Genomic DNA, 13,454 nt, shown 5'->3' with positions numbered 1-13,454 from the left:
ACAACTTACGCTGACTTAGACTTCATTTTTTCAGCTTTAGCAACAACTTCATCGATGCTACCAGCCATGTAGAACGCTTGCTCTGGTAGGTCGTCGTATTCACCGGCAATAATTGCTTTAAAGCTAGCAATGGTATCGCGTAGTGGTACGTATTTACCAGGTGCACCAGTGAAGACTTCGGCTACGTGGAATGGCTGAGACAAGAAGCGCTGAATCTTACGAGCACGATAAACAACCAGTTTATCTTCTTCTGATAGCTCATCCATACCCAAGATAGCGATGATGTCTTTAAGCTCTTTATAACGCTGTAGAACTTCCTGAACACCACGAGCAACATTGTAATGCTCTTCGCCGATTACTTGTGGATCTAGCTGACGTGAGGTTGAATCGAGTGGATCAACCGCAGGATAGATACCTTGTGATGCGATATCACGGCTTAGTACAACTGTTGCATCCAAGTGAGCAAACGTTGTAGCAGGTGATGGATCGGTCAAATCATCCGCAGGTACGTATACCGCCTGAACTGACGTAATAGAACCTGACTGAGTTGACGTAATACGCTCTTGTAGTAAGCCCATCTCTTCAGCTAGTGTTGGCTGATAACCAACCGCTGATGGCATACGACCAAGTAGTGCTGATACTTCTGTACCCGCTAGCGTATAACGGTAGATGTTATCAACAAACAATAGCACGTCACGACCTTTGCCAGTAACAGGATCTTTGGTATCACGGAAGTACTCAGCCATGGTCAAACCAGACAGTGCAACACGTAAACGGTTACCCGGTGGCTCATTCATCTGGCCATATACCATTGCAACTTTAGACTTACTGAAGTCTTCAGTGTTTACAACGCCAGCTTCCTGCATTTCGTGATAGAAATCGTTACCTTCACGAGTACGCTCACCAACACCAGCAAATACTGACAAACCTTCATGTTTTAGAGCGATGTTGTTGATCAGCTCCATCATGTTGACGGTTTTACCAACACCAGCACCGCCGAACAGACCAACTTTACCACCTTTAGCAAATGGGCAAAGTAGATCGATAACTTTAATACCAGTCTCTAGTAGCTCAGTGCTGTTTGACTGATCCGCGTAGCTTGGTGCTTCACGGTGGATAGACCATTTATCGTCAGCAACAACAGGACCTTCTTCATCGATAGGACGACCAAGAACATCCATGATGCGACCTAGCGTACCAGTACCAACAGGCACAGAAATAGGTGCACCAGTATTAGTAACAGGTAGGTTACGCTTTAAACCTTCGGTTGAACCCATTGCAATAGTACGTACGATACCATCACCTAGCTGTTGCTGTACTTCTAGGGTAGTTTCGGTACCGTCTACTTGCAAGGCATCAAAAATTTGAGGAACTTCATTACGGTTGAACTCAACGTCAAGAACCGCGCCAATAATCTGTACAATACGACCGCTACTCATTGCGTTCTCCTTGAACTTCTATATATAGGTGTAGTCAATTATGAAACAGCAGCAGCACCGCCAACGATTTCCGAGATTTCTCGGGTAATCGCCGCTTGACGCAGCTTGTTATAAACCAACTGTAAATCGTTAATAAGGTCACCAGCATTATCTGTTGCCGCTTTCATCGCAACCATACGTGAAGACTGCTCAGAGGCAATGTTTTCCATTACCGCTTGATAAACAATCGACTCGATGTAGCGACCAAGCAATTCATCAATCAACGTCTTGATATCAGGCTCGTAGATATAATCCCAGCTAAGTTCTGTCTGTAGACCACTGTCTTCATCACCAAATGACTGCTCTGGTAGAGGAACCAACTGATTGACTGTTGGTTTCTGAGTCATCGCATTGACGAATCGGTTATAGACCACATAGATACGGTCAATATTGCCGTTACTATAGTCTTCAAGCATAGCTTGAACCGGTGCATTCAACTGCTCAAACGTCGGTTTATCGCCATAGTCGGTCACAGCCGATGTGACTTTACCACCAAAGTTTTTGAAGAAACTCACACCTTTGGCACCGATGACTGCAAACTCAGCTTGTACTGACTGATCTTGATAATCTTGGATACTCTTAGATAAAGCTTTGAATAGGTTAATATTCAAACCACCCGCTAGGCCACGGTCAGAGGTAATGACGATATAGCCAACCTTATTGACTGGACGCGATACCATATACGGATGTTTGTAGTCTGATGAGGCATGCACCAAATGTGAAATAACCCGGCGCATACTATCAGCATACGGGCGACCCACTTCCATGCGCTCTTGGGCACGGCGCATTTTACTTGCCGCTACCATTTGCATAGCACGAGTAATTTTCTGGGTGCTTTTAATACTGGTGACTTTGGCACGTATCTCTTTTAAGCTTGCCATAATGATTCCAATATAAGAGGGTTAAAAAGCATTGGCGCATGCAACAATCATTTGATATACAACATCAGTCTTATAGAATAACATTTTATATCTTGTGGCATTACGCGATCTAATACCGGTAATGGTTAAAACAGTGGCGCAAATATCTAGTCAGACAACGCGCCACTTTTCAAACGACAGTCATAACCAAATCGGCTTAACCCGTTAAATTAATAACTGTGATTTTGTTTAAAGGTCTCTAACGCTGACTTTAAACGACCTGCGATATCATCATTGTAGTTCGCAGTGTCATCAATCTCACGCATCAATTCACTTTGCTCATCATGCATATAGCGCAAGTATGCTTCTTCAAAAGAACCAATCTTTTCTACAGGTACGTCAGCCAAGAAACCTTCGTTTGATGCATAGATAACGGCTGCTTGCTCAGAGATTGACATCGGCTGGTATTGCTTCTGCTTCATCAATTCAGTTACGCGCTCACCATGATCAAGCTGTTCGCGAGTTGCGTCATCAAGATCTGATGCAAACTGAGCAAATGCTGCTAGTTCACGATACTGAGCTAGAGCGGTACGAATACCACCAGATAGCTTTTTGATGATCTTAGTCTGAGCGGCCCCGCCCACACGAGATACCGAGATACCAGCGTTGACTGCTGGACGGATACCTGAGGCGAATAAACTAGACTCTAAGAAAATCTGACCATCAGTGATCGAAATCACGTTGGTTGGTACGAATGCAGATACGTCACCAGCTTGTGTTTCAATGATTGGTAATGCGGTTAAAGAACCAGTTTTACCTTTCACTTCACCGTTAGTGAACTTTTCTACGTAATCAGCATTTACGCGTGATGCACGCTCAAGTAGGCGTGAGTGTAAATAGAATACGTCACCAGGATACGCTTCACGACCTGGCGGACGGCGTAATAGTAGTGAAATCTGACGATAAGCAACGGCTTGTTTTGATAAATCATCAAATACAATCAGTGCATCTTCGCCGCGGTCACGGAAGTATTCGCCCATCGTACAACCTGAGTACGGTGCGATGTACTGAAGTGCTGCAGGCTCTGACGCTGAAGCAACCACAACAGTGGTATATTCTAATGCGCCAGTTTGCTCAAGCTTACGTACGACGTTAGCGATAGTCGAACGTTTCTGTCCGATAGCCACGTATACACATTTAATGCCAGAAGCTTTCTGTGCAATGATCGCATCGATAGCCATCGCTGTTTTACCAGTCTGACGGTCACCAATGATAAGCTCACGCTGACCACGACCGATTGGAATCATGGTATCAACGGCTTTATAACCAGTCATTACTGGTTGGTCTACTGACTGACGGTCGATAACGCCTGGAGCGATCTTTTCGACTTTATCAGTCATCTTGGCATTGATCGGACCTTTGCCATCAATAGGATTACCCAAAGCATCAACAACACGGCCTAACAGCTCAGGACCTACTGGTACTTCAAGAATACGACCAGTACAATAGGCTTTTTGACCTTCTTGCAGCTTTAGGTAATCGCCAAGTACTACCGCGCCAACAGAATCACGCTCTAAGTTTAGAGCCATTCCGTAGATTTCGCCTTCAAACTCAATCATTTCGCCGTACATGGCATCTTCAAGACCATGAATCTGCACGATACCGTCAGATACTTTGACAATCGTGCCTTCATTCTTTGCAGTTGCACCCGCATCAAGGTCTTGAATACGCTGCTTAATCAGGTTACTGATTTCCGCTGGATTCAATTGTTGCATTGCCTTGTTTCCTTTAATTTATGATAACCCGCCCACTGACTCAAATGCTCTTGCTATGACGCAGATGATATATGACTGCGTCGATAAATGGCATTAGGCAGTTAGCTGTGTTTTTAACTGTTGTAACTTGCCGCGCATCGAATCATCAATGACTTTATCACCGACTTTGATTGTAGCGCCTGCCAATAAACTTGGATCAACTGATTCGTGAATCACTACACTGGCATTTAGCGAGGTAGCAAGACGCGTTTGTAGCATTTGACGCTGGTCATCAGTCAATGGGTAGGCAGAAGTCACATATGCGTCAAGCTGCTTTAAGCTTATTGCCTTGTGACGGCGATAATGCTCATAAACTTCAGGAAGCAGCGCTAGACGCTCTTGTTGCGCCAACTGCTTAACAAAATTATTGAGCTGGGGTGATACTTTAGGGTAGCTAATACTGTTACCGTAGCGAGAACCTTTGCTCTCGCCTAGTAGCTGTTTAAAAGCAGAGTCGCTATCACCGGCCACTTGTGAGTCATAAAGATCGACCAAAGCAGCTGACTTATGCTCAGCAGAAACAGCTGGATTGTCTAGCCAAGTACTGAACGACTCGTCATTGACAACAGTGCTAGCGACAAGTAAGAAATCTTCCCACTCGTGTACAGCGCCGTTTTCATTGGCATAGTCAAACGCGGCTTTAGCGTACGGTCGTGCTAAGGTTGATAAGTCAGCCATTATATCCTCACAATTACAGCTTCGCCGCCAGTTGGTCTAACATACTGGCATGTTTTTGCACATCGACTTTGTCTTGCAAAATCTTCTCTGCACCAAGTACAGCCAGTTCAGCAACTTGGGCACGTAATGATTCACGCGCTTGATTGATTTCTTGGTCGATAGACGCTTGCGCTTGTTGACGAATGCGCTCGCCTTCCGCTTGGGCTTGCGATTTTGCATCTTCGATGAGCTGATTGGCACTCTTGTTTGCTTGCTCGATTAGAGCGGCAGCCTTGGTCTTTGCAAGATCAAGTTCCTGCTGGACATTTTGCTCCGCGGTCGCCAAATCTGCTTTTGCTTTTTCTGCGGCATTCAGACCTTCAGCAATTTTACGCTGACGCTCATTAATGGCACCGATAAGTGGTGGCCACACGAATTTCATGCAAAAAATCACAAATATTGCAAAAGCAATGGCTTGACCGACGAGGGTAAAATTGATATTCACGTGATCACCTCTTTGTTAATGAAAAATCAGTTTCATTGATCATGTTTGGTAGTCAAATCTTGACTATATTTAATAGAAAACTCTTGAGCACCAAACATGTACAACTGAGCTTTCGGATTAACCTGCTAGAGGGTTAGCGAACAACAATAGCATAGCAATACCAACACCGATCATCGGAATAGCATCCAAAAGACCTGCTACGATGAACATACGAGTTTGCAACTGTGAGCCAAGCTCTGGTTGACGAGCAACGCCTTCTAAGAATTTACCACCTAGAATAGCAAAACCAATACCTGTGCCAAGTGCGCCAAGACCGATAAGTAGTGCTACTGCGATAACTGTGTAACCACCTAATACTGGATCCATTGATGTATCCTCATTTACCTATTGAATGTCTAATTAATGTTCAGTTGATGATGCAAGCGACATATAAACTATCGTCAGCATCATGAATACGAACGCTTGAAGTGTAATAACTAAGATGTGGAAGATAGCCCACGGTACCGATAACGCCCATTGAATCCAAAACGGCATTAGAGCAATCAGTATGAAAATCAATTCCCCAGCATACATGTTACCGAATAGACGCAAACCAAGTGATACAGGTTTTGCTATTAAAGTAACTGCTTCTAGGATGAAGTTGATCGGGATCAAAATCGCTTGTACGATTGGGTTTTTGGCGCTAAATGGATGCAGTGTTAACTCACCGATAAAGCCGCCCAAACCTTTTTCTTTAATGCTATAAAAGATAATCAGTGCAAAGACAGAGAACGACATGCCAAGCGTGATGTTAGGATCAGTCGTTGGAACAATCTTAAAGAAAACATGATGTGGATCGTGACCCATGGCGGCGCCAACTTGACCTGCAATACCTGGAATAAAATCAACAGGTATCAAATCCATCAAGTTCATCAAGAAGATCCAAACAAAAATAGTCAACGCCAATGGCGCGATCAATTTTGATGTACCACTGTACGAATCACGAACGTTATTATCAACAAACTCAACGATCATCTCAACCGCTGCCTGAGTTTTGCTTGGTACGCCTGAGGTGACTTTTTTGGAAACCATCCAAAAGATGGTACAAAATAAAATACCTAGACCAACTGACCATAGCATAGAATCAAGATGGATAGCGTTAAAGCCCATTTGCCCTGCTTCTTCAGCATCATAGGCAACTTTCCAACCTTCGCCCGGCAGATAGCCGTACGTCCAATTCGTTAAGTGGTGAGAGATATATTCTGATGATGTTTGCTCGGATGCCATAATGTAAGCTTCTTATTAATCAACGATTTAATCAACTACCAAAAATATGGTTGTCATCTGATGGGGTTTGGTATTTCTATTTGCCTTGCAACTAAGCAAACAAATAAATCATACTAAAAGCACCCATGTAACCAACAACATCCAACCCATAGTTCTATTACTAATGCTATATTTGATAACTTGACATAAATTTTAGCTATCAAAAAAGGGCTTATGATAACTCAGTAATAGCCCTTGCATGTATACGCAAAATTATTATATATGTGCTTGTCTACTGGCCGTTTTTACGACCGGCGCTTAGTGTAGCGCTCATAAACAAAATATTTAGCTGCCTATATTAATGCAGCGTTGTATTCGTGTAAAGTCAATTATGATTTTATTATCCACTGTATGAATAAGTTAGCTGACAATAACGGCTAATAATATAGTTAGTCGTCCATAACTAAACTGTAAAAATTTAATCATCAGTGAGGTTAATAGCTGGACCAGCTCTACCCTATCACTGTGTCGTTGCATACTGCGCCTGACATAGAGGCTCATACTTCGATTTTTATAATCATTGGTGCTGTCGTGGGACAGTTTTGTACTTTGACTTTCTGAACTAGTCATAGAGAAGTTGGACGGCAGGGTGACTTGCCAGTACTATGAATAAATTATCTATGTAGTGATCATTTATTAGCGCTAGCGTATATGCCACAACATCCAACTGTGACTAATTTGCATTACCATAAAACCGATAAACAGCGCAGGCGCAGATAGGGGTTGTACGGTAATAAAAATTAGTGCGAAACCAAACACAGTCAACAGCCATTTAGCCATCTGACCTCGATATAGCTGGCTAACGATATGTTGGCGCGCGCGATATCCAGTGTACCAAAAGATAAAAAAAGCAAAAACGGCTTGAGTCGTAAAACTGAGCAGTGCACCAATGGCGGCGCTCTTTGCTACAGTAAGCTCACTACGTAACCAAATCGTATCTATCATCCAAGCAATAATGATAAGGATAAACAATATCCATGCTTGCCGTTTGATATAGATGCCTATTTTATCTTTTTGCGTGCGTTTGGCAGGCTTGGTCATCGATATTCCTATAGCCTTTCAGCATTGGGATAATATAGCATACTTGCGACACTTTTATCCGTAAATGACTTACTCTACAGGCATTACCTTTAAACCAAAATAAAACGCCACTTATTATAAGGAGACAGCCACTATTAAGCAAGTAAAATATGACTTTTATCAGTCACCTAACGCAACCCACTGCTATTGCTATGTTACGTAGCCGTACCAGATACTTGAAAAACAGCTGTCTCACTCTTTTTAAAACTCTAGCTTCTTAGAACAGCCCTAACGAATGGCTTCCTATTCTAGGATATACATTGGTGGATTTGCTGAGCCATTGCTGTCCATCCTTCTACAAAGTCTTCGCTATCGCTCATGTCTTCGATTTGGACAGTGGTATTAATAGGTTGCAATTTGGCAAGCAATCCTTTGCTAGCGGTGCTTTGATTGACCAAGCACATTTGTTTGGCTGGACGATTGTCATTAAGCCAGCGCAATTGACTTGCTTTTGGGGCAAGGTGATGGTCTGGGCTTAAGCTACCTGCCAGCTTTATTTTTGTGGCATCTTCAATATATTGATAGGCATCGTGATAGGCCCAATAAGGGCGCTGTTTTTGTGTGGATTGCTGTATCTTCGCTACAGCATTGTCCATACGCTGTGCAAACTTTTTGGCGTTTGCTTGGTAGGTGCTTTTATACTCTGGATTGGCATGACTATGAATAACAGCTAAGGCACGAGTAATGGCCTTTGCATTTTCAGGATCAAGCCAGATATGTGGGTCGAATGTGCCCGCAATAGGTTTTCCTTGAATATCACGAAGAGGATGTCGAGTAAAAGCATCAAAAGCAAATAAGTCAATGGCATTAGGTGCCATCTCTAAACTGCCAGTCAGGCTGTTCTCTAATGAGGGACCAAACCAAACCACAAATTTACTGTCTTGAATGGCTTTCTTATCACTTGGACTAATACTGCCATGGTGCCCCACATCGCCAGCTTGTAAAATTTGGTTAGCAGAAGGGGTGCCTTCCGTCACGGCTTGACTGAGTAAAAACATGGGATGATTGCTGACACTGACCGTTGCTGCGTGCGCGCTTAATGTAAAAGAGCCTAAGACTACCAATCCTGTAATCAGTAAGCGCTGTAACGTAATGATTGAGCGTCGTAAATAAGTAAAAACAGAGTTCATGGTAAGCTCTTTAATCAATGAGTAACAAAATTATGAGTCACAGTGTCGTGCCGCATCATGGATAAAAAATGATCAATATATATAAGAGAGGTAAGACAACTGATTCGATTCTATGTTTATTATGTTATACTATAACAATAAAAAACGCTATCATAAAAAACGTCATGCGATTACCATGCTATTTTTGGGAGCCTGTACTATGTCTACTACCTCATCGAATTGCGAACATTTACATGATGTGCAAGATTTGACTCCGCATGACGTTATTGAACGCTTAGCAGCAGCAAAAGAGCACTGTCGTCTGAGTGGGGCACGTTTTACCCCTTTGCGCCAGCAGATATATCAGCTGGTTTTAGAGTCTGATCAACCTGTTGGTGCTTATGACTTAATCACGCAATTGCAGCAGATGCGTCTCTTTGAAATGGATGATAGTGATACGCTAAAAGCATCTGGCTTATCAAAGCAATTTGTAGAAAAACCATCAACTAAAAAGCGAGCACCAAAAAATGTTGCGCCGCCAACGGTTTACCGCAGCTTAGAGTTTTTACTAAGTGAAGGTTTGATTCATCAATTAACGTCTATCAATGCTTATGTTCCTTGCTGCCATCCCAGAGCACAGCACACGGCTGCCTTTTTAATCTGCGATCAGTGTCAGCGAGTTCAGGAATGTAGCAGCTTACCAGTACAAGAAATGATGAGTTTCGCTGAGAAAGATGTCGGTTTTACTGTTGAGCGTAGTGTTATTGAGCTTAGTGGTCGTTGCCAAGTTTGCCAATAAGATTTATTCAGGCTCTTTGGTTGCCTAAAAAGTACGTCACTGTCATTGTTTGTTTATTTGTATTATCCATTTACCTATTCGTTGTCATCCTATGAGCCTGTCTACCTCACCCTCTAAACAGTCGACTACTGCTATTGTGAATAGCAGTCCCACGAATGAAGCTGGCAAACTGCTGAGCTTGAACAACGTTAGTTATCATATCGGGCATCAACGTTTGCTCTCACATATTGATATCGATATTGCAATCAATGAAACCGTCAGTATTATTGGACCTAATGGGGCTGGTAAGTCAACGTTGATCAAGCTTATTTTGGGTCTGATCGAATCCACAAAAGGCAGTATCACAGCCCATCAACAGCTACAGCTTGGCTATGTACCGCAGCGATTTGCTGTGCCGCCCATATTGCCGCTGCGCGTCTGCGATTTGTTGGGACAAGCAGATAAGAAGCGTCTCACTTCTGAGCAGCGACAGTTTATCTTTGATAATTTGTCACTAACGCATTTATTGTCACGACAAATGCTGCACTTATCAGGTGGTGAAACACAGCGAGTACTACTGGCGAGGGCGCTATTAGATAAGCCAAATTTACTTATCTTAGATGAACCAATGCAAGGTCTTGATCCTGACACCGAGGTTTGGTTATATCAATTTATCGATGAGCTACCGGATTTCTTACGCTGTGCGATGCTGGTGGTATCGCATGATCTGCACTGGGTGATGAAAGGCAGTCGCCGAGTCATTTGTCTCAACAAGCACATTTGCTGTGAAGGACAACCAAGCGAGCTTGCTATCAGCACTGAGTTTCAAAAGCTATTTGGTCATCATTATGAGCAGCCGTATGTGCATCAGCCGCATGCTTGTGAGCATCATGCACCAAGCGAGCTATAACGATAATGACCAAAAACAATGATGATCTAAATCGAAAATAGCTAACATCAAATTCGTTAAAGCTAGCGTGACCAAACTGATAGATAGCACAAACTTTTCTTATAAAAATTTTACGGACACTTCTTATGACCGCTTGGTTAGCCATTATTGCACCTGCTTGGATCGCTGGCAGTATTTTAGCCCTACTGTCAGCGCCTTTAGGATGCTTAGTCTTGTGGCGACGCATGGCATTTTTTGCCGATGCTTTAGCACATGGCACCTTGCTTGGAGTCGCACTTGCTGCTTGGTGGCAATTACCCATGGGTATAGGTGTTGCGTTGGTTAGTGCAGCGGTGGTGCTATGCCTGGTACTGATGGATGATGACCGTCTGCCAGCTGATGCTGTGCTCGCGGTGGTAGCCGTCACGCTGTTGTGTCTGGGGCTATTGACTTTGACACAGCTGACCAATCAACAAGCCAATGTCTTGGGGTTTTTGTTTGGCAATTTACTTGAGCTGGACTGGGCAGATTTGCCACTACTCGCTGGTAGCGTACTGGCTGGGTTGGGGCTACTATTGTATATTTGGCCCGCTCAAATAAAACTGGCGACTCATGAAGCACTAGCTCGTATTCAAGGCATTAACCCGACCCGCCAGCGACTATTTTTTATGGGCGTTCTCGCAGGGTTTTGTGCGATTGCGCTACAAGCTGTTGGCAGCTTATTGATCAGTGGTTTATTGGTATTACCTGCACTGACGGCACGCTTATGGTCTTCATCACCAAAGCAAATGGTGATCACAGCATTTATCATTGCGCAGCTCGGCGTGACGCTTGGCGTGTGGGGAAGTATCTGGCTAGATATCCAGACTGGACTCTCTATCGTATTGATATTAGCGATATTATTTTTTATCGCTTTAATTGTTTCCAAGCTAGCCAAAATAAAATTTCGGTCAGCGCGCTAGCGTGCTGATACATAGGCTATAGCAGCACTATACATTCCCTTTAGTCAACTTTATTTCATTAATATTACTAGAGCTTTCATTGGCTTTATGTTATAAACTTCCTTTACCATTATTTATAACGATTCACTATATGACTCGTCATTAATTAGTGTTAATAATAGATTAATATAATTTTGAAAATAGTAGATCATTTATCCATACTCGTTCTCACAATGACCATTGTTTTGATTCGATAAGGGACTGACCCAATGCCGAACTATCCCGTCAATAAAATCAGCACGTCCGATGAACAGATAAATATTTTACAAATCACAGATTTGCATTTATCCACGCCTGTCGCTGCTGATACTGACAGTAGTCATGTCAATGAGGTGGGTGATTGTCAGCGTAATTTTGAAGCTGTACTGCAGCAAGCACTGAATGAAGATATTCGCTGTGATTTGATTATCGTGACTGGCGATCTGGTCAGTAAAGTAAAGCCCGCCACCTATGACCATATCTTTGATGTACTACAGGCAACCCAAATTCCTTTTGTATGTATCGCTGGCAATCACGATGTGACTGATGAGAATGGTGAAGATTTGCCGTTTTTTCAGCGGACACTCATTGCCCAGCCTGCTGACTCACGCTTACTCAGTCGGCACATCATTGAGAGTGATCACTGGCAGCTTCTGTTATTAGACTCGTCTATCACAGGGAAAGTGGCAGGTGAGATAACCACTACAGATATTGATTGGTTATGCAAACGGCTTGAGGCATGTGATAAGCCTGCGCTTATCGCCCTACACCATCACGTCATTCCAGTAGATTCTGACTGGATTGACACCCATATGGCGCAGAACGCTGAAACTTTTTGGGAGTATATGGCGCCTTTTGAGCATTTACAGGTGATTATTAGCGGTCATACTCACCAAGAGCAGATTCGTTATCGCCAAGGTGTGACTGTTTATAGCACGCCATCTACCTGCTATCAATTCAAACCTTATTCGCATGATTTTGCTTACGATGAAGCGTGTTCACCTGGTTACCGCTGGTTGCAATTAGCCAACAATGGAAAGGTTGCAAGCTGGATTGAAAGACTGGATACTTAATGCCCATATTTATTGGTGCATAAAATAGCTATAGCGCTTACACCTCAAGGATTTAGCACCTATTAATTGAAGTGGCGCTAGCGAGTAGATTAAGAAAAAATGAGATCAGTATAAAAAATAACTTCATTATTATTAAAAACAATGATACAACTTGTAAAATGAAGCGAAATGACCTGATATCTCATATTAGTCAGCAATATAGTAGCTAAAATCGTTTTTTACAGTCAGTAATTTACCACATGATTGCAGCCATGCTATCGAACCAAAATGTTGCATCGCAGTATACCTAAGCAATGGTGTGTCGATACCGATAGACCAACATAACGATATTATTTGATCAGCTGTGTTACTTGTGTTACCAAGTGGTAAAACGTTTGATAAAGGGACAAATTATAGCGTTTGTAAAATTGATAACGTCTTGTCTTTTGATACGTCGTTTTATTGAATTAATTTGAAAAAGTAGGATACCCATATGAGCACCGTGACCACAAATCCAAGTGAAGTCAAGTTTACTCCTTATGTGCCAGCCCCAGACGAAGAGTATATGTCTGATGCACAGTTAGAGCATTTTAAGGCGATTTTGTTGGAATGGAAAAACCAACTGATTGGCGAAGCGGATCGTACCAAAAACTACATCCAAGACGAATCAAGCGCCATGCCTGATATCAATGACCGTGCAACTCAAGAAGAAGAGTTTGCGCTAGCTTTGCGCACACGCGACCGTGAACGCAAACTTATTCGCAAAATCGACAAGTCTATGCTAGAAATCGAAAATGACGACTATGGATTTTGTGAAACTTGTGGCGTAGAGATTGGTTTGCGCCGTCTTGAAGCACGTCCAACAGCGACCCAATGTATCGACTGCAAGACTTTGTCTGAGATTAAAGAACGCCAAAACCAAGGTGCTTAAATCAGGTAGAACTAAG

Annotated in this window: 14 protein-coding genes; 5 read left to right on the top strand and 9 right to left on the bottom strand. The window is 42.9% G+C overall.

The window, feature by feature from the left end; all coding sequences use genetic code 11:
- Positions 1 to 5: 5 nt before the first annotated feature.
- The 9 genes from atpD to QO189_RS11510 all read right to left on the bottom strand — a co-directional run bounded on the left by atpD (position 6) and on the right by QO189_RS11510 (position 8,829).
- Positions 6 to 1,439: a F0F1 ATP synthase subunit beta gene (gene atpD / locus QO189_RS11550; protein WP_201601540.1), complete on the bottom strand. Its 1,434-nt coding sequence runs from the start codon at positions 1,437 to 1,439 to the stop codon at positions 6 to 8.
- A 38-nt stretch (positions 1,440 to 1,477) separates the two neighbouring features.
- Positions 1,478 to 2,359 carry a F0F1 ATP synthase subunit gamma gene (gene atpG, locus QO189_RS11545; protein WP_371532823.1) on the bottom strand — a complete coding sequence of 294 codons (882 nt, stop codon included), beginning with the start codon at positions 2,357 to 2,359 and terminating at the stop codon, positions 1,478 to 1,480.
- Positions 2,360 to 2,568: 209 nt separating this feature from the next.
- Entirely contained in the window at positions 2,569 to 4,113 is a 1,545-nt protein-coding gene (atpA, locus tag QO189_RS11540) for a F0F1 ATP synthase subunit alpha (RefSeq protein WP_371532822.1), read from the bottom strand.
- 93 nt (positions 4,114 to 4,206) lie between these two features.
- Positions 4,207 to 4,830 carry a F0F1 ATP synthase subunit delta gene (locus tag QO189_RS11535; protein WP_371532821.1) on the bottom strand — a complete coding sequence of 208 codons (624 nt, stop codon included), beginning with the start codon at positions 4,828 to 4,830 and terminating at the stop codon, positions 4,207 to 4,209.
- Between the two features lie 13 nt (positions 4,831 to 4,843).
- The gene (locus QO189_RS11530; RefSeq protein WP_058023503.1) at positions 4,844 to 5,314 is read right to left on the bottom strand and encodes a F0F1 ATP synthase subunit B; all 471 of its coding nucleotides are present in this window, start codon (positions 5,312 to 5,314) and stop codon (positions 4,844 to 4,846) included.
- A 117-nt stretch (positions 5,315 to 5,431) separates the two neighbouring features.
- Complete coding sequence (gene atpE / locus QO189_RS11525; protein WP_010197960.1) at positions 5,432 to 5,680, bottom strand: F0F1 ATP synthase subunit C; 249 nt, start codon at positions 5,678 to 5,680, stop codon at positions 5,432 to 5,434.
- Positions 5,681 to 5,713: 33 nt separating this feature from the next.
- Positions 5,714 to 6,580 carry a F0F1 ATP synthase subunit A gene (gene atpB / locus QO189_RS11520; RefSeq protein ID WP_371532820.1) on the bottom strand — a complete coding sequence of 289 codons (867 nt, stop codon included), beginning with the start codon at positions 6,578 to 6,580 and terminating at the stop codon, positions 5,714 to 5,716.
- Positions 6,581 to 7,261: 681 nt separating this feature from the next.
- A complete protein-coding gene (locus QO189_RS11515) occupies positions 7,262 to 7,660 on the bottom strand; it encodes an ATP synthase subunit I (RefSeq protein WP_238038626.1) in 399 nt (132 codons plus the stop codon).
- A gap of 287 nt (positions 7,661 to 7,947) precedes the next feature.
- Positions 7,948 to 8,829, bottom strand: a complete 882-nt coding sequence (locus QO189_RS11510) for a metal ABC transporter solute-binding protein, Zn/Mn family (protein WP_371532819.1) — start codon at positions 8,827 to 8,829, stop codon at positions 7,948 to 7,950.
- 199 nt (positions 8,830 to 9,028) lie between these two features.
- On the opposite strand from QO189_RS11510, the gene QO189_RS11505 reads away from it, so the two are divergent.
- From QO189_RS11505 to dksA, 5 genes are all read left to right on the top strand, one after another.
- A complete protein-coding gene (locus tag QO189_RS11505) occupies positions 9,029 to 9,607 on the top strand; it encodes a Fur family transcriptional regulator (RefSeq protein WP_371532818.1) in 579 nt (192 codons plus the stop codon).
- 91 nt (positions 9,608 to 9,698) lie between these two features.
- A complete protein-coding gene (locus tag QO189_RS11500; protein ID WP_371532817.1) occupies positions 9,699 to 10,496 on the top strand; it encodes a metal ABC transporter ATP-binding protein in 798 nt (265 codons plus the stop codon).
- Between the two features lie 125 nt (positions 10,497 to 10,621).
- Positions 10,622 to 11,437 carry a metal ABC transporter permease gene (locus tag QO189_RS11495; protein WP_371532816.1) on the top strand — a complete coding sequence of 272 codons (816 nt, stop codon included), beginning with the start codon at positions 10,622 to 10,624 and terminating at the stop codon, positions 11,435 to 11,437.
- A 248-nt stretch (positions 11,438 to 11,685) separates the two neighbouring features.
- Complete coding sequence (locus QO189_RS11490) at positions 11,686 to 12,528, top strand: metallophosphoesterase (protein ID WP_371532815.1); 843 nt, start codon at positions 11,686 to 11,688, stop codon at positions 12,526 to 12,528.
- 472 nt (positions 12,529 to 13,000) lie between these two features.
- On the top strand, positions 13,001 to 13,438 hold the full coding sequence (gene dksA / locus QO189_RS11485) for an RNA polymerase-binding protein DksA (protein ID WP_201601517.1): 438 nt from the start codon (positions 13,001 to 13,003) through the stop codon (positions 13,436 to 13,438).
- Positions 13,439 to 13,454 lie beyond the last annotated feature (16 nt).

This window comes from Psychrobacter sp. Arc29, from assembly GCF_041431175.1.
GTDB lineage: Bacteria > Pseudomonadota > Gammaproteobacteria > Pseudomonadales > Moraxellaceae > Psychrobacter.
The sequence above is the reverse complement of the archived record's forward strand: the minus strand, read 5'-3'. Positions and strand labels throughout refer to the sequence as shown.